The organism is Streptomyces mesophilus (assembly GCF_040300965.1).
Taxonomy (GTDB): Bacteria; Actinomycetota; Actinomycetes; order Streptomycetales; family Streptomycetaceae; genus Streptomyces; species Streptomyces mesophilus_A.
On record NZ_JBEPEW010000060.1, the window covers coordinates 25,790 to 45,666 of the forward strand.

Annotated in this window: 16 protein-coding genes and 1 pseudogene; 7 read left to right on the forward strand and 10 right to left on the reverse strand. The window is 67.0% G+C overall.

All coding sequences use genetic code 11. The annotated features are described in order from the left end of the window. Positions 1 to 60 precede the first annotated feature (60 nt). From ABT367_RS21470 to ABT367_RS21485, 4 genes are all read left to right on the forward strand, one after another. A complete protein-coding gene (locus ABT367_RS21470) occupies positions 61 to 489 on the forward strand; it encodes a hypothetical protein (RefSeq protein WP_352254679.1) in 429 nt (142 codons plus the stop codon). A gap of 18 nt (positions 490 to 507) precedes the next feature. Further along, positions 508 to 2,763, forward strand: a complete 2,256-nt coding sequence (locus ABT367_RS21475) for a hypothetical protein (protein WP_352254680.1) — start codon at positions 508 to 510, stop codon at positions 2,761 to 2,763. After that, entirely contained in the window at positions 2,760 to 3,278 is a 519-nt protein-coding gene (locus ABT367_RS21480; RefSeq protein ID WP_352254681.1) for a hypothetical protein, read from the forward strand. Before ABT367_RS21475 ends, ABT367_RS21480 begins: the two co-directional genes overlap by 4 nt. A 271-nt stretch (positions 3,279 to 3,549) precedes the next feature. Further along, positions 3,550 to 4,560 (forward strand): hypothetical protein, encoded by a 1,011-nt coding sequence (locus tag ABT367_RS21485; RefSeq protein WP_352254682.1) that lies wholly within the window; start codon positions 3,550 to 3,552, stop codon positions 4,558 to 4,560. A 223-nt stretch (positions 4,561 to 4,783) separates the two neighbouring features. Here ABT367_RS21485 and ABT367_RS21490 read toward each other — a convergent pair whose 3' ends face one another. The 4 genes and pseudogenes from ABT367_RS21490 to ABT367_RS21510 all read right to left on the reverse strand — a co-directional run bounded on the left by ABT367_RS21490 (position 4,784) and on the right by ABT367_RS21510 (position 8,570). Beyond that, on the reverse strand, positions 4,784 to 5,920 hold the full coding sequence (locus ABT367_RS21490; protein ID WP_352254683.1) for a hypothetical protein: 1,137 nt from the start codon (positions 5,918 to 5,920) through the stop codon (positions 4,784 to 4,786). Continuing rightward, the gene (locus tag ABT367_RS21495; protein ID WP_352254684.1) at positions 5,908 to 7,068 is read right to left on the reverse strand and encodes a hypothetical protein; all 1,161 of its coding nucleotides are present in this window, start codon (positions 7,066 to 7,068) and stop codon (positions 5,908 to 5,910) included. Before ABT367_RS21495 ends, ABT367_RS21490 begins: the two co-directional genes overlap by 13 nt. A gap of 407 nt (positions 7,069 to 7,475) precedes the next feature. Continuing rightward, a pseudogene (locus ABT367_RS41465) lies at positions 7,476 to 8,131 on the reverse strand (winged helix-turn-helix domain-containing protein); the annotation flags it as partial. A 127-nt stretch (positions 8,132 to 8,258) separates the two neighbouring features. Continuing rightward, positions 8,259 to 8,570, reverse strand: coding sequence for a hypothetical protein (locus ABT367_RS21510; protein WP_352254685.1), 312 nt, complete (start codon positions 8,568 to 8,570; stop codon positions 8,259 to 8,261). A gap of 232 nt (positions 8,571 to 8,802) precedes the next feature. Here ABT367_RS21510 and ABT367_RS21515 point away from each other — a divergent pair, with 232 nt between their 5' ends. Next, a complete protein-coding gene (locus ABT367_RS21515; protein ID WP_434975507.1) occupies positions 8,803 to 9,126 on the forward strand; it encodes a transposase in 324 nt (107 codons plus the stop codon). Between the two features lie 619 nt (positions 9,127 to 9,745). After that, positions 9,746 to 10,000, forward strand: coding sequence for a hypothetical protein (locus ABT367_RS21520; protein ID WP_352254686.1), 255 nt, complete (start codon positions 9,746 to 9,748; stop codon positions 9,998 to 10,000). Between the two features lie 410 nt (positions 10,001 to 10,410). On the opposite strand, the gene ABT367_RS21525 is transcribed toward ABT367_RS21520, so the two are convergent. From ABT367_RS21525 to ABT367_RS21550, 6 genes are all read right to left on the reverse strand, one after another. Then, positions 10,411 to 11,559, reverse strand: a complete 1,149-nt coding sequence (locus ABT367_RS21525) for a D-alanyl-D-alanine carboxypeptidase family protein (protein WP_352254687.1) — start codon at positions 11,557 to 11,559, stop codon at positions 10,411 to 10,413. A 112-nt stretch (positions 11,560 to 11,671) separates the two neighbouring features. Further along, entirely contained in the window at positions 11,672 to 12,385 is a 714-nt protein-coding gene (locus ABT367_RS21530; protein ID WP_352254688.1) for a spermidine synthase, read from the reverse strand. 81 nt (positions 12,386 to 12,466) lie between these two features. Next, positions 12,467 to 14,152 carry a ribonuclease J gene (locus tag ABT367_RS21535; RefSeq protein WP_352254689.1) on the reverse strand — a complete coding sequence of 562 codons (1,686 nt, stop codon included), beginning with the start codon at positions 14,150 to 14,152 and terminating at the stop codon, positions 12,467 to 12,469. 159 nt (positions 14,153 to 14,311) lie between these two features. Continuing rightward, entirely contained in the window at positions 14,312 to 15,256 is a 945-nt protein-coding gene (locus ABT367_RS21540; protein ID WP_352254690.1) for an MHYT domain-containing protein, read from the reverse strand. Between the two features lie 230 nt (positions 15,257 to 15,486). Beyond that, entirely contained in the window at positions 15,487 to 16,815 is a 1,329-nt protein-coding gene (locus ABT367_RS21545; RefSeq protein ID WP_352254691.1) for a M28 family metallopeptidase, read from the reverse strand. A 282-nt stretch (positions 16,816 to 17,097) separates the two neighbouring features. Beyond that, positions 17,098 to 18,669 carry an alpha/beta hydrolase gene (locus ABT367_RS21550; protein WP_352254692.1) on the reverse strand — a complete coding sequence of 524 codons (1,572 nt, stop codon included), beginning with the start codon at positions 18,667 to 18,669 and terminating at the stop codon, positions 17,098 to 17,100. A 186-nt stretch (positions 18,670 to 18,855) separates the two neighbouring features. Here ABT367_RS21550 and ABT367_RS21555 point away from each other — a divergent pair. Then, positions 18,856 to 19,877 (forward strand): alpha/beta fold hydrolase (locus ABT367_RS21555; RefSeq protein ID WP_352254693.1); only part of this gene is annotated, 1,022 nt, incomplete at its 3' end.

Here is a 19,877-nt window from a genome sequence, read left to right on the forward strand (position 1 = left end):
ACTCACGTGATCACGTTTTCGTAGGGTGGCACCACATGATCAGTGTCGAGGGGGCGGGCCATGGCCTGGGACGAGTGGGAGCGGATCAAGTCCGAGGTGGCAGCGCGCCATGAGGGCGAGATGCAATTGAACGGCACGGGTGAGGGTCGTGGCGACGGATCGATGCTGCGCACCAATTCCCCAGGCAAGAAGGAAGCGGTCAGGTCTCTACGGGAGGACATACGGCCTGGCGCGCAGAAGGCCGGCACGCATGCCGATGAGTCAACCAACTCCGCCGAGCGTGAGTTCAAGGGGTGGGACACAGGATCAGGACTCAAGGACGCACATGAGAAGTGGGACCGGCAGCTGACGAACCTGAAGTCCCGGCTCGCGCAGGACCAAGAGGCTCTGGGCAGGACGAAGGGCGACTTCCAACAGATCGATGTTGGTGTGTACAGCTCACTCGCCCAGATCGACAGCAAGTCACAGGATGCGCGGCGCGACGTCTAGTTACTCACGGGGGAATCGATGCTGTCCTATCAGGACGTCATGACCGTCCGTCTTGAACCGCTCACTACAGCGGCAAAGGACTGGGACGAAGTAGCCGACGGGTTCGAGGAGTTGGAGACGCTCTATCGCCACAAGGTGGAGAGTGTGGCCAACGATGGTGTCTGGGTGGGGGTGAGCGCGGGGGCCGCGTCAGGGCGGTTCTCAGCCACTCGCGCGGAATTCGAGGCCGGGCAGACCGAGGCCCGGGCCCTGGCCTCCATCCTGCGCGATGCACACCAGCAGTTCACCACCCTGGTCAAGCACGTGCGGGATCTGACCAAGGACGCGAAGACCAAGGACTTCACAATCGATGCTGAAGGCCTGGCGCACTACAACTTCGACAAGCTGACCCCGTATCGCAATGATCCGGACTACGACAAGGCCGTCCAGGACGCTCGCAAGGCGGAAGAGGACTGGACACGTTCCATCAAGCAAGGCGTGCAGGCGGTGGACGACGCTGACCAAGGGGTGAAGCTGGCTCTGCACGACGCCGCCGGCATCAAGGGATTCTTCGAGGGCATGTTCGACCGCGCCCTGGGCCGCGGAGATGGATTCAATGCGAACGCTGAAGGCGACATCGAAGTTGTCGAGGCTCGAGAGGCCAACAAGTACGCGAACTTGATCCTTGCTGGTGAAGAGCTCGACAAGGGCGAGCTGGCCGAGTACGAGCGCCTGATGCGCGACAACGACGGCGACAAAGCCTTCAGCCAGACCATGCTGAACTCGCTCGGGCCCGAGAACACGCTCAAGCTGTCGAACAAGGTCAACGATCTCGCTTACTTCGACGACACCCAGGACAAGCGCGCCTACCTGAACATCAACGCGGGCTTGTCGAATTCCCTGGCCACCGCCACCCGCGTCCCTGAGTTCAAGGAAGCCGACGGCAAGCCCCTGCGCTACGGCACCCCCGCCTACCAGGAGGCGTTCAGTAACTGGAAGAAGACCCCGAACTCCGACTTCTATCTCAAGTGGCGCGAGGAGCTCAACGAGCTCGGCAACGACAAGTACGACCTCAAGGTCGCCGGCGAGAAGGTCGACGTCGGGCGTGGCCACGGTCAGGAGATCCGTGGCTACCAGAGCCTGGCGACGCTCATGCAGCAAGGCAGCGGTGACTTCTCACCGCAATTCGTCGCGGACGTGACCGACGACATGATCGCCATGGAGAAGAAGGACCCCGACATCTGGGACCTGCACGGCGAGTACAGCGGCAAGAACGACGGCTGGTTCGCCAACGACCCTGTCGACGCATCCCTCGGGGTCATGGCGCATAATCCGGACGGCGCAGCCGTCTACCTCGACCCCGCCACCGAGACGGGCAAGGAGCGGTACGAGTACCTGCTCGGAAGCGGGGACGGTTCCCGCGACTGGGACATCCGCGACACGACGTCGTTCATCAACGACAAGGCTGAGACCGCCGGCCCGGACGAGCAGGACAAGGACGAGCGCCGTGGCCTGGGCGACGCACTCACCGCAGCTGCCACCGGCGTGGACCCGACGGATCCGAATGCCCGGGCCACGGAGCACACCGCTGCGAACGACAGGATCTTCAAGCACTCCCTCGAGTTCCTGTCTGGGCAGGGCGACGACATGCCGTCCTCACTCCGCGATGACATGGCAAAGATCATGACCAGCCACGGTGAGGAGGTACACGCCACAATGAGCAACTCGGGCGACCCACTGCCACTGGATCGCGGCCAGGTCACGGAAATGACCAAACAAGTCTCCCGCAGCGAGAACTCCTACGGAATGCTCCACGAAGGCATGAACTACGCCATCCTCGAATCGTTCCGCGACGGGAGCCGGCAGCCGGAAGACACCCTGGACGCCGCCGGCTATACGGTCGGCTTCATGGAAGAGGCTCGTTACAACGCCCTCAAGGGGGACCAACACGACTACACCTGGGACAAGGCGTGGAGCTACCACGCATCGGGCGCCATGCTCAACTTCATTCCCGGAGTAGGTGACATCGCGCAACGCGGTGCGGACATGGTGACCACTGCATGGATCATGGACGAACAACAACGCCAGGCGGACGAGCTGACCGACAACAACAAGACCACCTATGAGGCCCGGAATGGGCAACTCAGGACACTGGCCAACGAATGGTATGCCGTGAATTCCGCGTGGGCGCAGGACGAGACCGGCTACTCCGCAGATGAGGGTATTTACCGCCGGATCGAGGCTGCTGCGAACGATGGCAACGATGCGACCGACGGAATCGAGGGCGATCAGTGAGAAAACACGCCGGGCGGCCGGCAGCTCTGGCAGTCCCCTTGTTGGCCTTGGCCACAGCGTGCAGCAACCCCATCGACGCTCCGAAAGCGATCTGCGGGACCCCCGTCGACCGTGATGCCCTGACGCCGCTCCTCCCCGAGGAGGGCGAAGTCACGCAGTCATCGAAGCAACTCACACTTGATGAGTACTGCGTTGTACGCGTAGACAAGAGCCGCGTTCTGCAAATCGAGATCCGCGAGCTGAACGAGCCGCTCCCCGCGGAGGACTGGATCCCGGACAAGGAGCTCGGGTACCTCAGTGGGAAAGTGACGCAACTCCCCTTCGCGCGACGCGCAATCGTGGGCGAGCAAGGCGCACTCGTCGAGACAGACTGCGGAAATCCGAGCAAATACTTGCTCTTCAGAGTCGACTACAGCCCTGTCGATGGACAGTCTGAAGCTACTTCCAAGAAGGTGAAGGGATTTATCCAGGACTACGTCACGGCCGCGAAAAAGCAAGTGGGGTGCACTGCGTGATGTCGTGGACGCCGGCGTAGCAGGAGGGAGGCGCAGCAGTGTGCCATTTAGATCACCGGCATTGGCCCGCCCCACGGGCTGCTGGTCCAGACCGCCCAGTCGGGTGGCTCCAAGTACCAAGTCACCACGGTCGACACGGACAAGACGTACTCCCTTCGTCTGACCCACCGCAAGAGAGTGCTCGCCGCCGGCGCCTCTGGAGGCCCCTCCTCCCGGGGCTATTGACCACCGCCCGGTGAGCCGCACCCCGCCACACCAAGAAGGGCCAGGCATGACCGCACTACGGACCAAGGTAGGTGCACTCGCACTCGCACTCGCCGCGGGCGGGGCGATCTGGGGTTTCGGCCCATGGCACGGCGACTCTGCCACCTCGGCGGCAGACACCTGCAATGGAGCGCTGGCCGTTCGGGAGGCGGAGGAGTTCTTCCAGGGCGCCGAGCTGGAGTTCCGCGGGAACACTGCGGAGTGGATGGGCCATGAGACGCAGCACTGCGCAGCATGGGCCGACGGCGACAGCTCCATCGGCAAGCAGCTCAAGCTGAACATCCGTCCAGCGTCCGCACACCGTGCCAGCGGCGCGGCCGAGGACAGTTCGGCGACACCGATCGGACACGGCTGGAACGGCTCGTTCTCCACGACTGGCCTGCAAACCCAGGCCGGCGTACTCATCGACTGTGCACCCATGGCGGGCAAGGGTCTACTCGTCCTGGCCGAGATAAGCCGGGAGGCCGAGGAGCTCACCGACTCTCAGGTGCTCCAAGTGGCCCGGCTCGCCACCGAATCCGCGCGCCTCGCCGCCGAGCGCCTGGGCTGTGAGGGGAAGCTCGGGCAACGGCCCGCCGCCGTGGACCGCACCCCTTGGCAGAACCGTCCCGCAGCACAGGCATCGGGAACCTGCCGTGACGTCGTCGACGTACAGGAGGCGGCTCGACTGAGGATCACCAGCGTGTCGGAGAAGCCCGCTGGGCGCGCGCTCACCGAAGCATGCACCCTGCCCCTGCCCGGCAAGAACCGGCATGTCCGCCTGTCCGCCTATTACGGGCCCTCCGCGCAGCAAGAGATGTACCTGGATGACCGCTACCCGGGCAGCGTGAACGGCGCGGTCATGCGGTCTCAGCACTGCGCAGGCGGGCTGGGGACCGCATATTTCAAGTTCGAGGAATTCCCGCGGCCGGACGCCGCGAAGAAGATACGCACCACCGTCGCCTCCGGGGATGCACGCCGGTTGCTGACGGCGTTCGCCGCCGCCTCCACCACTCGACACGGATGCCCGACGGATTGAGTAGCTCGGCAAAGGAGCAACCTGGCTGATTACTGGGTGAAGATCGAACTTGATGTCGTCGGCATCCATGTGGCGCGATTTCAGCAGCAGTGCCTGTCCCGACACCTCACGGAAGGCGCCCGCTTCACCGCCCTTGCGGAGGTGGGGGGAACACACTGATGTCGTGCCCCTTCAAAGGGACACGGTGCGCTGCGCTGACCCGTCAGCCGAACCGATGCGTGCCTCAAGGCCCGGGCCGGGCCGGTCTCGCGCAGCCGTGTTCTTCGGCGGACCGCTCGGCAAAGGCTTCGAGCGCGGCACGCTCGTATGCGGTGTCGGCCGAGGTCGGTTGGTCGTCACCGTGGCGGTGAAGCGTATAGAGGGCCGTTCTGTTGCTTCCGGTGCAGGTCGCGCTGGTCCAGTGGCCGTGCCCGTACAACTCCCCCTTCCTCACCTGAGTCCAGGGGCGACCGTCGAGGCTGTCGTTCCGCTGGAATTCGCGGTACGCGACGTCTTCGGCGTACGGGCCGTAGTGCGCTGTAAGGGTGTAGGCGTGCGGGTCGCGGCCGGCGCCGAGTTCGCATTCCTCGTAGGGCGCCGGTCCGGGCCGCTGCTCCCAGGCATGGGTGACTCTCTTCCCGTAGGAGGGAACGCCCGCGCAGCTGCCGGTGGCCTTCTCGAGCGGTACGCCCTCGTCCTCGTTCACAGGCAGGGGAACGTCAGTCAGCGGGCGGCATAGCTTCGCGTCGCAGTCCCATCTGGCGGCGGCAGCGGCGGCGGTACGAGTTGCCACCTGGGCGAAAGCAAGGCGACGGTCGGGGTTGTCGAGTGTCCTGTCGCCTTGGGACACCTGCGCCGTGACCAGCAGATCGCTGCGGCCCGTCACGCAGTCGAGCAGGACCGACGTGGTCGCCGAAGCGTCACGGTCATACGAGCCCGAACCTGTGAACACCGCGTTCCACCCCTGTCCCAGCGGCGCGGGAGGCAGATTTGCGCGTGTGGGCGGCGGATAGAGGCTCTCCGCGCGATCTTCGGGATCGAGAGCCGGCACAGCGCTGATCGTCACCGAGACGGAACTGTCGGCGACCTGAGACCCGGCGTTCTGCTCGCTCTCGCGGCTGAGGCCGCATTCCACCCGGAGCGATGCCTCCTTGCCGTCGAGCGTCCCCTCGACGACGTCGTTCCCGCCGACGAGCGCCCGGTCGCCGAGAAGGGCCCGCATGTCCTCGGCCGGCAGCGTCCCCGCACAGGCGTCCTCGATCAGACGGCCGGTCGACCAGCGGTCGTAACCGCCCCCGAACCAGAAGACGCCGCCGGCCAGGAGGACAAGCACGCCTGCCGCTGCTGCGAACTTGGCGGCGTGCCGCTTCAGCGCACCCATTCCTCGACCTCTCCCAGGATCTTCGTGTCCGCGCAGCCCGAACGCTGCGGCCAGGCCCGGTCATCGGCCAGGTAGCGGTCGAGGGTGGCGCGGGCATGCTGTGAGAACCGCGTGCGGTCGGACCGGCTCATCACGTGCTTCGTCTCGTCGCCGACGGCGGGAAATTGCGCGGTGAGCGTGATCCGGTGGTAGCTGCGCCCGCCGGCGCACTGCGACCTCGCCCACAGGGAGAGCGCCGTCCCCTTCTTCGTGACCGTCACACTGCCGTCCGGTCGCGTCGGTGACGGTTGCCGAGCTCCCGGGACGTCGTCAGTCTCGGCGAAGCGCTCGTAGGCACCGTCCGCGTAACTCCCCGACCAGCTCTGGACGATCGCGTCCACGACGGGCGCACCCTCGTACCCGGTGGAATATCCGACCATCTGCCCCCGGCAGACCCCCCGCCGGTCGTCGAAGCTGCGGTCGCTCGTCCACTCCCAGCCGTACTCGCTCGTCGGCCGGCCGTCGGCATCCGTGCTGTCGCCCTCCTCGAACTGCAGCACTTCCGGATCGAGCCAGGCACACAGTGCGGAGGGCTCATAAGCGGTGTGCGGGGCCGGCGCGGCCTTGGTCGTGATGCTTCCCGTGCCGCAGTTCTGCTTCTCGGTGACCCAGTTGGCCACGCGCACCGCGGTTCGGGCGGTGCGCAGACGGTCCGCGTGCGAGACGTCGTACTCGCTCTCGGCGTGCGCCGGCAGCGTCACCGCCACCTGGAGGTCCCTCGACGGCAGCACGCGCCCCTTCAGACCCTTGGGGCACTCGACCCGCAATGATGCGGTCACCTCACTGCCCTCGAGCCGGTCCCCGCCGACCGTTGAACCCTGCACGCCCCTCGGCAGCGGGAGTTCGAAGTCGTCTACCAGAGGTATATAAGGCGCCTCGTCGTCGGAGTCCTTCTCCCCGCTCTCCGATTTCTCGTCGCCCTGGCCGGCCATGAGGGCTTCAGCCCGGACCGTCACCGCGGCATCGGGGCCCCATCGACCGCCTCCCCAGGAAAGGCTGCAGTCGAGCAACGCCCGGCTCTCCTGCCCCGGGTCGAGCATCGTCCCGTATTCCTCGAGCACTCCAGCCGAGTCGTCGGGGAGGAACTCCCTCAGGTCCCGCTCGGGCAACAAACCGGCACAGGCGCGCTTCAACTGTGCACGATTCCGAGCCTGTTGATGTTGCTGATCATTCGAGTGCCATACGAGGACACCCGTGGCGAGCACGCAGGTCACGGCACCCCCTGCCCCGAAGATCCACCACTTGCGCCGACGCGTTGTAGGCACTGCACGCCCTCCCCCATGATCCAACCGTGACGCTATCAAGCCGCTCGAGCGCACCGCCGATCGCCTGGGGGAACCAGGACGGCCAGACACCAAGTGCTCGCTCACATAAGGCGCCTCGGCCAGGGGTCACCTGGCTGTAGACGCAGGCGCATGTGGCTCGGTGAGTTTGAATACCTGGGGTGAGGACGTCTGTTGAGCATTCGTGGGAACACGCGAATTTCGAAGGCAGACCTTAGAGACGGCTACTCATGCGAGACATGGGTGTTGAGCCGGTCCCAGACCAGCACGATCGGCGCCTTGAGGAGTAGGTGGGCGTCGTCGAGCAGCGCGATGAAGTCCTTCTCGCCCATGCTGCGACGCTTGCCCTTGCCCGCCGGATGGGAGATCAGCCGGTGACACAGTCGTGTGCGTGAGCCGGGCCGCATGGCGACCAGTCCGGCCACCGACAGCCGTCCCGAGCGGCGTCCGCTCACGGTGACGACCGGCGTCACGCCGCGCCGGCCCCAGGTGCGTCCTCGGGGCGGCTTGCGGGTGAACCCGGCTCCGTCCTCGAAGCAGATGTAGCCCCCGCAGGCCGCCCGGGCTCTTTTACCTCGGCCCAGGTCGCCTCCTTCCACACCTTCACGGCCTGCTCGTCTCGCTCGGCCACCCGCCGGGCGGGCACCTGCTGGGAGAAGCCGAGCCGGTGCATCAGCCTCGTGGCTCCGGAGACGCTGTAGGAGACGTGGAACTTCCTGCCGATCAGCGTGGCCACCCGAGCGGCGGTCCACACCTGGTCCTCCGCCCAGCCGTGCGCGACCGGGCCCTCATCGAGCTACGCGGCCAGCTTGGGCAGGCAGCGTGGCGACAAGCGGCACCGCGACCCGCTCGCGCCACGCGAGGCCAGGGCCTGCGCGCCCCCATCCCTGCCCTTGGCGAAAGGGCGAGCCATGGGGTGATCCCATGACGCCCCTGCGCACACAGATCATCGCCCGACTCGCGGGACCGCCCGAGGCCGCCGTTGGACCGCGGGCGGTCCCGAAGTACTCACGAGGTCACGGATAGAGGGTGTAGACCGTGCAGTCCGCACAGCCCTTGTGCTGGGAAGCTTGGTAGTTCCCAGTGGAATTCTTGATGGTGGCCTTCGTGGGACTGCTGATCCAGCTCTTCCACGTGCCATTCGTCTTGACTCGGACCCATGCGTACCCCGCACAGGAAGTGCCCGTCTTCTGGGTGTAGGCCAGCGTGCGGCTGCTGTAGGCCCAGTACTCGGTCACGACGCCGTTGCAGGTGCGCTTGATGGTTAGCTCCCCCGCCGACGCGGGTGCGGCGGCGAAGACCGTGGCGGCCAGCACAGCGGTAGTCAAGCCGGTCACGTACTTCAAACGGGTTCGAGTCATGGGGTCTCCAGGTGCCGCAGGACGGGTTACGACGCCACCCTGCAATTCGGACCTTGACGAAACCTTGCAGATAGCTGAATGCCCTGCGCACACCCCCAACTCCCGCGCACGTACCGGTCGGTTACTGACTTCGGCTCGTCAGGGTGATCTTTGCTGACGTTCCTGATGTCAGTGGAGTGTTGGCTGTACTCCGTGGTGTGTGAGGTATGCGGATGGGGGCGGGCTGACCGCTGCGGGACGTCAGCGCCGCGGGGCCGTACGAGCGCAGGCGGCCGAGTTGTTCGAGCAGAAGCGCGAGTGGCTGAGTGTGTTCCTGCTGCCCGCCTACTCGCCCGACCTGAACCCGGTCGAGTGGGTATGGGCACACGTCAAACGCAGTTTGGCCAACCTCGCCGTCGTCGCCCTCGACCGCCTGGAGGCACTCGTCCGCGACCGGCTCAAGCGCCTTCAGTACCGGCCCGGCACCCTCGACGGCTTCATCGCCGGAACCGGCCTCGCCCTCGACATCCCAACGTCACCCTGACAAGCCGAAGTCAGTACTGGGAATACTCAGGTTGACTCGGTTCCTGAACGCTTTACTCTCACCGGGAGTTGCTCAGCTCACTGGACACACGGTCTGGCGCTGTCCCACAACGGCGCGATGGGGGCGCGGACATGATCCGACGGGCGTGGCACAAGATCACCATGGCGCTTGCGGATAGGCCTCAAAGACCATCCAGGCGTTGACGCAGTCGCGTACATCTACCCCTGTGGGGACGACACGGGCAACTACCACTACAAGGCGTGGTTCCGCGCAGACGACGAGACGCTGTTGCTGCACGACAACTACGCGGACAACCGGAAATCCAATGCGCGCATCACCGTCAGGGATAGCAACGGGGAATGGAAGGATGATGACTGCTTCGAGAACGCGGGGAGTAAGACGGATCAGCTAGCTACCTGACGGCTTCGGAAACATCCCAGAAAGCTACGCCGTAGAGCTTCAACTCTCCATCGAGCTCTCCAAATGCGCACAGAAGATAAGCGGGATCTCGTAACGGGAGGGGTCGGCTGCTTGGCTTGAGCGTGGACCCCAATGCGTTCGACGCGCACCGGGAGGGGCAATCTTGCCTGCCCGGCTGACTCGTAGGGAGGAGCAGGACGTGGCGCGTGGCCGCAAACAGGTGGACACCATCGTGGTGGTGGTCGTCCTCGTACTCACGGTGGTCGCGTCCGTCGCAATCATCACCTGGCAGCGTGGACAGGAGCGTGAGCCACTTCGCGAGGGCTGCCGGTATGTGGGCAAATTCGTGAAGTGCGACGACCCCGGCCCAACTCCCGACGAGAGCGCAGGCTTCGAGCTGCCGCCCCATCCGACAGAGCCCGACCCCTATGGTCCGGACTCCGGTGGTGAATGAGCCGGCCGCCAGCGCAACAATCCGCTCGTCCCCAGCTGCGGGATCCGCGGATTCGTCCTGGAGGTCTATGCCGCCGGCCGGCCAGCTGCCATCGATCGTGAACATGCTGCCGGTGATGAACGACGCGCGGTCACTGGCGAGGAAGGCGACCAGGTCGGCGACTTCCTCGCTGATCCCAGTCGGCGCAGTGGGAATCGGCCTTCCGGGCAAGTGGCTGACCCGGATATCGACCGAACATGGAAGCCGCCCGACTGCTGGCCCTGAATCAGTGCCCACGCACCAGCTCCTGGTGCGTGGGAAAGCGCACGCCCGAACAAGCCCCTGTCAGTGCCGACTACTCCCCCGATCGACTGTGCTTCTGCCGCCGCTGCCTGCCCTAAGACGCTCACGGCGAGTTGACACTGCCGGTCTCAACGGACCCGCGCACCGCAGCGGCCCCGCAGCCGCACCGCCCGGACGATGACGCCAATGACCACCAGACCCACCCCCGCGCCGACTGCGGGCCAGGCAGAACCGCCGGAATCAATCTTGGCCGCTGCCTGGGGTCCCGGACCCGGCTGTGGGGCAGGCTGTTTGAGCGAGCCGACGGGTCTGACGCGTGACGCGGATTCGAAGCCCCAGTCCAGCAGCTCTCGCGCCTCCTCATAGACGGCGAAGCCGCCACCTGCCTGCGGATTCATCACCGTCACGACCAGCCTGCGACCGCCACGTTCGGCAGCGGCGACCAACGTGTGGCCCGCCTTGCTCGTATAGCCGTTCTTGATCCCGAGCAGACCTGGGTACCGGGCGACGCCGTCGGCTCCGGTCAGTAGTCGGTTCGTGCTGTAGATGTCGAACGACCAGCCGCCCAAGGGGAACTTCGCGGAAGCGGTGCGCGCATAGCGAGCGAACTCCGGACTCTTGAGACCGACCCGTCCGAAGACCGCGAGATCGTAGGCGGAGGAGACCTGGCCGGGGGCGTCGTAACCGTCGGGCGAGACGACGCGGGTGTCGCGCGCCCCCAGGGCACGGGCCTTGGCCTGCATCTGACGGGCGGTGTGCCGCCACCCGCCGTTCATCCTCGCCAGCACATGCACCGCGTCGTTGCCCGAGCTGAGGAACACGCCCCGCCACAGATCCGCGGCCCGGTACGCGTAGCCCGCCCTGACGCCGACGAGGCTGCTGCCGTCGCCGACGCCTGCGAGATCGGCTTCGGTCACCTTGTGACGTACGGAGCCGGGAAGATGCGGCAGCGCGGTCAGCGCGAACAGCGTCTTGATAGTGCTGGCCGGAGGCAGTTTGCGATGCGCTTCTTTGGCGGCGAGGACGTCACCGGTACGGGCATCGGCAACCAGCCACGACAGGGCCGACACCTCGTCCGGCAGCTCAGGGGCGCCGGGGCCCGTACGGACCTGGACCCCCTTGCGGTACAACACGGAGGGGTCGGACGACGCAGCCCGCGGAGGCTTCGGCTCACTCTGCGAAGCCACTGTCGCCGACGCCGGGCCGAACAGCAACGCGCCGGCGGCGCAGGCGATCACAGCGGCCAGGACGGAACGGACAGGTGAGCTGACGGACATTCAGTCAACTTAGGAAGCAGTCGACTTGGGGCGCCGCACGGCTGGCCGGGCGATGGGCGAGCGGCACCCGGATGCCGCACCTTGACGCAGCGAAAGGGTAGCCCCGGCGCACTCAGGTGAGTGCCACGTAAACCGTGTTGGTCGCCATGCCCCCTTGCAGTGGGTTGTCGAACTCCACGACGTGGGACTCCGCCTTCCGGAAAGCAGCCGTCAGCCGCGTGCTGAACTCGGCGTCCGGCGGATCGTTCGACCACAGGGCGAACACGCCGTCCGGACGGAGTTGGGCGGCGAGGGCGCGCAGCCCGGCGGGCTGGTAGAGCGCCGCATGCCGTGGGTGCAGTACGTGGCGTGGCGAATGGTCGACGTCCAGCAGGACGGCGTCGAAGCGGCGGCCGGGCTGCCCGGGATCAAGACCGTGCACCCCGGCAGCCAGCGCGAAGAAGTCCCCGTGCACCAGGCGGCAACGAGGATCGGACGCAAGTTCCGCGCCGAGCGGCACAAGCCCTTGCCGGTGCCACTCGATCACTTCGGCGAGGGCGTCGATGACGATCAGCGAGCGCACCCGCGGATTGTCCAACGCCGCCTGTGCGGTGTAGCCGAGTCCCAGTCCCCCCACGGCGACGTCGAGTTCGTCGCCTTGCAGGTGCTCCAGGCCGAGCCGGGTGAGGGCGATCTCGCCCTCGGTGAAGAGACTGGACATCAGGAACTCATCGCCGAGTTTGACCTCGTGGATGTCCCGGCCCGTCGCCGGGTCCCGTCGGCGGCGCAGACAGAGGTCGCCCATCGGGGTCGGGCGCCAGTCGAGCTCCTCGATGCGTTTGCTCATGACTCGGCCTTTCTCGGGCCCGGCGGGCCGGGGTGGCAGGTCCTGTCGGCCTGGATGCCGGCACCTGCAAGCCGGACATGTTCAGGCGTCGATGATCACGGGGATAACGAGCGGCCTGCGCCGGTGGGTACGGAAGGCCCAGTTCGCCACCGCGCGAGCGAGGAGCTGTTCGAGCTGGTGCGCGTCGCCGACGCCTTCCTCGGCCGCGGCGGCCAGGGTCTTCTCGATCACGGGGACGACCGGTTCGAAGGTGGTCTCGTCGTGGACGAAGCCGCGGGCCAGGAAGTCCGGCGGCTCGGTCAGCGCTCCGGTATCGGCGTCGACGAGCGCCACGACGGTGACCACGCCTTCCTCGGCGAGGGTACGACGGTCCTTGAGGGAGGCTTCGGTGGCGCCGCCGACCTCCATGCCGTCCACATAGACGTTGCCCGCGGGCACCTTGCCGGTGATGCGGGCCCGCCCGTCGATCAGGTCGACGACGACACCGTCCTCGGCGATCACCACATGGTCGGGGTCCACGCCGGTACGGATCGCCAGGTCGGCGTTGGCCCGCATGTGCTTCCACTCGCCGTGCACCGGCATGACGTTGCGCGGCTTGACGATGTTGTAGCAGTAGACGAGTTCGCCGGCGCTGGCGTGTCCGGAGACGTGCACCTTGGCGTTGCCCTTGTGGACGACGTTGGCGCCCCAGCGGGTCAGTCCGTTGATGACGCGGTAGATGGCGTTCTCGTTGCCGGGGATGAGGGAGCTGGCGAGCAGGATGGTGTCGCCCTTGCCGATGCGGATCTGGTGGTCGCGGTTCGCCATCCGGGACAGGGCGGCCATCGGCTCGCCCTGGGATCCGGTGCACACCAGCGTGATCTGCTCGTCGGGCAGCTTCTCCAGGTCCTTGGTGGCGACCACGAGGCCGGCTGGGACGTTCAGGTAGCCGAGCTCGCGGGCGATGCCCATGTTGCGGACCATCGAGCGGCCGACGAAGGCGACCTTGCGTCCGTAGGCGTGGGCGGCGTCGAGCACTTGTTGGATGCGGTGCACGTGACTGGCGAAGCTGGAGACGATGACCCGGCGCGGCGCGGTGCGCATCACGTGGTCGATGGCCGGGGTCAACTCGCGCTCGGAGGTGGTGAAGCCGGGGACTTCCGCGTTGGTGGAGTCGGTGAGGAAGAGGTCGACGCCCTCCTCACCGAGCCGGGCGAACGCGCGCAGGTCGGTGATCCGGTCGTCCAGCGGGAACTGGTCCATCTTGAAGTCGCCGGTGTGCAGCACCATCCCCGCGCCGGTGCGGATCGCGACCGCGAGACCGTCCGGGATGGAGTGGTTGACGGCCACGAACTCACACTCGAACGGCCCGAATTCGCGCCGGTCACCTTCACGGACCCGTACGGTCTTCGGCCGGATGTGGTGCTCTTTGAGCTTGGCCTCCAGGAATGCCAGCGTGAGCTTGGAGCCGACGACGGGGATGTCGCGCCGCTCCCGCAGCAGGTAGGGCACTCCCCCGATGTGGTCTTCATGACCGTGGGTCAGCACCAGGGCCACGACGTCGTCCAGGCGGTCACGGATCGAGGTGAAGTCCGGGAGGATCACGTCGACTCCCGGCTGATGCTCCTCGGGGAACAGCACGCCACAGTCGACGATCAGCAGCTTGCCCGCGTACTCGAAGACGGTCATATTGCGGCCGATCTCGCCCAGGCCGCCCAGGGCGACGACCCGCAGCCCCCCTTCCGGCAGCGGCGGGGCGGGCTTCAGCTCGGGATGTGGATGACTCATATCTTGACGTTACCGGAGAGTGCGCCGCGTAGATCCACGACCTTCCGCACCCCTGTTCACCAGCGGCGGGCTCACGTGCCGGTAGGCCAAAGCCGGCCTCGGCCGACTCCCCGCAGGCGCGGCCCGGCGACCGCCACTGCATCCGGGCGATCGCGTGCTCTAGACCCTCCAGTCACTGTTCTCATCGAGCCGCCGCGTATCAGCGGGCGCGAAGGCGTCGAACTGGACCGCAGCGGACAGCCCCGTGCCGCCGCCGGCACCATCACCACCGCCGGCACCGAACGAACCCGATCCGACCAGACGCCCACTGTCCCCGAGATAGGGCACGTCAACTTCCAGACGCGAGGATTCAGGCACGCGGTCGATCGACCCAATGATCATCAACGGGTCGAACATCACCACGGCCCCAGCGATCAGCAGGAAGGCCAGCGGGCCGATCAGCATCGGGACGAGCATGCCGAAGGACGAGGTGCTTGCGCTGCCGTCGCCGACGCCTGAGTGCACGTGAACATTGACGGCTGCCATACCGGTGTAGTGCATGCCCGTCACCGCTACACCCATGATCAGGCTGGCACCCAGGCTCCAGAGCAGCCCCTTGACCTGAACCGCTGCCCACAGTGCGGCAGTGGCCGCCACAACAGCGATCACCAGAGAAAGGGCGACCGTGCCCGTGTCGTAACCGAGCGAGCCTCGCTGCACCGTCACTGCGGCCATGCCCATGTAGTGCATGCCCGCGACCCCGAGTCCGGTGATCGTTCCGCCGGTCAACAGCGCGGGCAGGGTCGCTCCCCGGTACCCGACGATGAACACTCCGATGCTGACGACCACGATCGCGACGGCGAGGCTGCCGAAGGTCAACGGCCAGTCGTAGTCGACGCGCGTCCCTCGCACGGTGAAGCCGATCATGGCGATGAAGTGCATTGTCCAGATACCAGAGCCAATGGCCCCGGCTCCCAGAGCAAGCCAGCCGGGACGCCACGTAGGCGCATCGAAGAGGGATCGTGTCGTGCACCGCAGCCCCAAGGCACTGCCGAAGCACGCCATGACGTACCCCACGACGGGTGTCACCCATCCATAGCTGAACCCGTCGATCGCCCCAGTCATTGAGTTCTCAAACCTTCCGCGTCCACCATGCGGGCAACTCGTCCACATCGTGCGTCATCTGTGACAGTCCTGTGCAGGCCGGGTGGCCGCGATGAGTATGACAGGTGAAGCTACTGGCCAGTCACAAGCCGACGGGGTAGGCCCTCGCACCTCCCGCACATCGCGGGTGGCGCGAGGACCGTGGGAACGCCGGCACCCTTGCAGTGGGCCGGACCCTTGTCGTCTACCCGCTAGAAGGTCAGCTTCCAGCCGTTGATCCGGCCGGTGTCCTGCGCCGCCACGTCCTGAACGCGCAGCATCCAAGCGCCATTGGCCGTCTCGGTGGAGGCGTTGACGGTGTAGGTCGCCACCACGTTGTCCGCGGAGTCGTTGGAAGAGGAGTTCTTCAGGCGGTATGCCGTGCCGTCCGGTGCGACCAGATCGACCACCAGGTCGCCTCGCCAGGTGTGCGTGATGTCCACGCCCACCTTGAGGGTGGCGGGCGCGTTGCCCGTACGGCCGCTGACGGTGATGGTGGAGGTGACGGCCGCCGCGTTGTCGGGGATTGCGACGTCGGTGGTGTTCTCGTAGACGTCGCCCGGCGGGATCGCGGGCTCGGTGCCCAGCGTCCACACCGCGTGCGCGATCGCGTCGCTGTTACGGTCCAGGGCCGTGTCGTTGATGTTCGCCGTACCGTCGCAGGACGAGTGGTAGCAGCGATCGAAGGCCTGCCCGGCGGTGCCGCCCCACTTCTGGGCCTGCGCGCTGGTCTTGGTACGGCTCGCACCGGTGAACAGGCCGCCGACGGGGATGCCGACGTTCTTGAACGCGGCGTGGTCGGAGCGGCCGTCGCCCTCGGTCTCGATCTCGGTCGGGACGCCCAGGCCCGTGAAGTAGTCCTTGAAGGTCTTCTCGATGGCGGGGTCGTCGTCGTAGACGAAGTAGCCCGGGTTGGGCGAGCCGATCATGTCGAAGTTCAGGTAGCCGCTGACCTTCGAACGCTCCGCGGTCGGCAGGTTGTTGACGTAGTGCTTGGATCCGAGCAGACCCAGTTCCTCGGCGCCCCACCAGGCGAACCGCAGATGTTTGGTGGGCTGGAGCTGCGCTCGTGAGACGGCGAGCGCGGTCTCCAGGACGGCCGCCGAGCCGGAGCCGTTGTCGTTGATGCCGGGCCCGGAGCTGACGCCGTCGAGATGGGCGCCGGCCATCAGGACGGCGTTCGCGTCGCCGCCCGGCCAGTCGGCGATCAGGTTGTAGCCGGTGGCTCCGCTGGCGGTGAACTGCTGCACGGAGGTGGTGAATCCGGCCGCGTCCAGCTTGGCCTTCACATAGTCGAGGGAGGCCTTGTATCCGGGGCGGCCGTGGGCGCGGTTGCCGCCGTTGGCGGCGGCTATGGAACCGAACTGGGTCAGATGCGCCTTGACGTTGGCGAGCGGTATGTCGGGGGCTGCGATCACAGTCGGCGCGGGGGCCGCGACCGCCGCCGGAGCGGTGGAGGCGAGCAGGCCGCCGAGTGCGAGGACCGCACAGGCCACCAGGCGTCTGACGCCGGGCGCGCGGTCGGGAACGGAGAGTCTCATGTGGGGGCTCCGATTCGAATTCCGTACAGGACAGGGACGGAAACGTACGAGACGCCCTGCGGCCACCGGGGCCGCAGGGCGTTGGAGCTGTGCGTGATGCGTGCCCGCATCGTCGTGCCCTGTGTGACAGACCGTCAAGAGCGAGAATCGGACGGGTTGTTCCGCATTCCGTACACGCGGTGATCTTCGACCAGCGTCAGGCCGGCTCCCCGACCCTCGGCAAGGCGCGCCCAACCCCCATGGCTCTCAGCCCAGTTGCGGTGCCGTACGCGAAGGGAGAGTTCAGCGCGTCGAAGGTGACGCGGGACAGTGGGTGTCCTGCTCGGGCATCCGGCCGGTGGTCAGGTAGTCGGTGACGGCGTCGTTTCCGCATTTGTTCGCGCCGAAGAGATAGGCCCCGTGCCCGCCTTGGTCGACGGTCACCATCCGGGCCCGGTCACCGAGCGCCTCCCGCATCCGTTTCGCCCCGGCCAGCGGGGTCGCCGGATCGCGGAGGTTCTGCAGCAGCAGCACCCGCGCGGCGGGACCGTCACTGCTGATCTTCACCCTGTCCTCGGCCGGCTTCGCCTGCCAATACGCGCAGGGTCTGATGTTGGCGGCGTACGGGCCGTACATCGGATAGCGGACGCGGTCCTCGTCGACGTTGTCCTGATAGGTCTTCACATCCTGCGGCCACCGGTTGTCGGCGCAGATCACCGCCAGGTACGACCCGGCGAAGTTGCTGCCGGATCCGCCGTCGGCGGCTTGGCCGGGATCCTTGAGCCGCTGTCCGGTGTCGAGTTTGTGCCAGATCTCGGCGAGCGGCGCGAAGGTGGCGTCGTTACGCAACAGGGCGGCGGTGATCCCGCGGAAGGTAGCCCCGTCGTAGCCCTGTTCCGGTTTCGTGTCCAGCCGCCGGGCCAGCTGGAAGTACTTCTCCCGCACCGCGGCCGGTGTGCCGCCGATGCGGTACCTGCGCGGATCGGCCGCCGCGAAGGCGCCGAAGTCCGGGAAGCGCTCCTCGAAACCCTCGCCCTGGCCGCGTAGTGCCTCGATGTCATAGCCCTCGGGCGGGAGGCTGCTGTCGAGGACGAACCGGTCGCTGCGGTGAGGGAAGAGCGTCGCGTAGACCGCGCCGAGGTAGGTGCCGTAGGACACCCCGAAGTAGGAGATCGCCGGTTCACCGAGTGCCTCGCGGATCCGGTCCATGTCGCGTGCCGTGTTCGCGGTCGTCATGAACGGCAGCAGATCGGCCGTCTTCGAAGCGGCGCACAACTCGGCGAGTTGCTCTGCGGTGTCGGCCTGCTTCGCCACATCCGCATCGTTGTACGGGGTGCGCGGATTCGATGCCTGCGAGACCTGCTGCGGTGCGAACCCACAGGTCACGGGTGCGCTGCGGCCGACTCCCCTGGGGTCGAACCCGATCACTTCATAGGTTTCGCGCACTTCCAGCGGCAACGGAGTCGCCGCAGGAAGCGGGCTGTTGAGCCCAGCCAATCCCGGGCCACCCGGATTCATGAGCAGCACGCCACGGCGCTTGGCCCGATCCTTCCCGGACCCGACCGGCCGGGAAAGCGCGATCTTGATCTGCCGGCCGTCGGGGGCGCCGTAGTCCAGCGGGACCTCAAGGGATGAGCACTCCAAGGTTCCCTTGCCAGGGCCCGGGCATTCCGCCCACCGCAAGGTTGACTGCCGTGCGGCATCCGTACGCGTCAGCAACTGTGCTGCGCCGGTCGTGGACGCCTGCCGTCCGGCATCGGCGGGCGCGATCAGTGCCGTTCCCATGGCCGCGACCACCAGAGCGCCGGCGACGAGGGTCACGGTCTGGACGACCTTGCGCATACGGACGCTCCAATATCGCGGGCTCTCGCCCACTCTTGCCGAGCCGCGCGTCCCTCAGCGACCGGGCCTCGACCGATGGAGTGGCCGCCCGGACTCCGGGGCGCCGCGGAACGGAGTGACCGTAGGAGGAGGTCTGCTGGGGAAAGCTTCGACTTTGGTCGCAGTTCCCAAAACCATCGGCGGATGCGCACCCCGGGCGAGGTGCATAGCGTCGCTTGCATGTCACGATCTCTCCGGCAGTCCGCTGTGCCCTCGCGTTCTCTACGGATCGCGGCGCTGCTGGCCGCCGCCGCGCTGACCTTGACCGGGTGCGTCAGCGGAAGCACCGCGGCATCGAAGAAACCCGAGCCGTCCGCGTCGGCGCCTGCCCCTGACCCGATCGACTGGACTGCGTGCGGACCACGCCTGGACTGCGCCACCGTCAAGGTGCCGCTCGAGTACACCGCGCCCGACGGCGAGCAGATCGCGCTCGCCGTCACCCGCCACCGCGCCACCGACGCTCAACGGCGCATCGGCAGCCTGTTCATCAACCCGGGCGGTCCGGGGGTGTCGGCCACCGAGACCGTCGCGTCCATCGACCCCAAGGGCGCCACCAGCCCGTACTCCCCCGAGGTGGTGTCCCGCTTCGATGTCATCGGCATGGACCCGCGCGGAGTCGGGAAGTCGGGCGCCGTGCGCTGCCTCACCGACGAGCAGCGCGCCCAGGCGGCGGCCGACAACCTCGACCCGGCCATCCCCGGCGGGAAGCCGTTGACACGGCTGCTCGCCGACGCCGACATCTTCACCAAGGGCTGCCTTGCGCACCAGAGCCCCGAATTCCTCGCGAGCCTGTCCACCGACAACGTCGCCCGCGACCTCGACCAGGTCCGTGCGGCGCTCGGCGAAGAGCAGATCACCTTTTACGGAGCCTCCTACGGCACCGTGGTCGGCCCCATGTACGCCACGATGTTCCCGGGCCGCGTCCGCCAGATGGTGATCGATGCCCCCGTCGACACCAGTCTGTGGATCAACGAACCGCTCCGCCTCCTCGACGACGTCGCCCGGTCCAACGAGGAGAACCTCGACGCCTGGTTCGAAACCTGTCGCGCCGAGGGCGTGAAGGCCTGCCCGTTCGGGGACGGAGACCCGCAGTCCGCGTTCGACGCCCTGATCGCGCGGCTCGAGGCGAAGCCGCTGCACGTCCCGCCCGCCGAGGGCCTCACTCCCGGCGGCACACTCGACGGCGCCGTGGCGCTCGAGGC

Coding starts and splice junctions, on each gene's coding strand:
- ABT367_RS21545 (WP_352254691.1), bottom strand. CDS start 16,815: ATGAGACTCTCCGTTCCCGACCGCGCGCCCGGCGTCAGACGCCTGGTG.
- ABT367_RS21525 (WP_352254687.1), bottom strand. CDS start 11,559: ATGTCCGTCAGCTCACCTGTCCGTTCCGTCCTGGCCGCTGTGATCGCC.
- ABT367_RS21530 (WP_352254688.1), bottom strand. CDS start 12,385: ATGAGCAAACGCATCGAGGAGCTCGACTGGCGCCCGACCCCGATGGGC.
- ABT367_RS21475 (WP_352254680.1), top strand. CDS start 508: ATGCTGTCCTATCAGGACGTCATGACCGTCCGTCTTGAACCGCTCACT.
- ABT367_RS21470 (WP_352254679.1), top strand. CDS start 61: ATGGCCTGGGACGAGTGGGAGCGGATCAAGTCCGAGGTGGCAGCGCGC.
- ABT367_RS21485 (WP_352254682.1), top strand. CDS start 3,550: ATGACCGCACTACGGACCAAGGTAGGTGCACTCGCACTCGCACTCGCC.
- ABT367_RS21490 (WP_352254683.1), bottom strand. CDS start 5,920: ATGGGTGCGCTGAAGCGGCACGCCGCCAAGTTCGCAGCAGCGGCAGGC.
- ABT367_RS21535 (WP_352254689.1), bottom strand. CDS start 14,152: ATGAGTCATCCACATCCCGAGCTGAAGCCCGCCCCGCCGCTGCCGGAA.
- ABT367_RS21540 (WP_352254690.1), bottom strand. CDS start 15,256: ATGACTGGGGCGATCGACGGGTTCAGCTATGGATGGGTGACACCCGTC.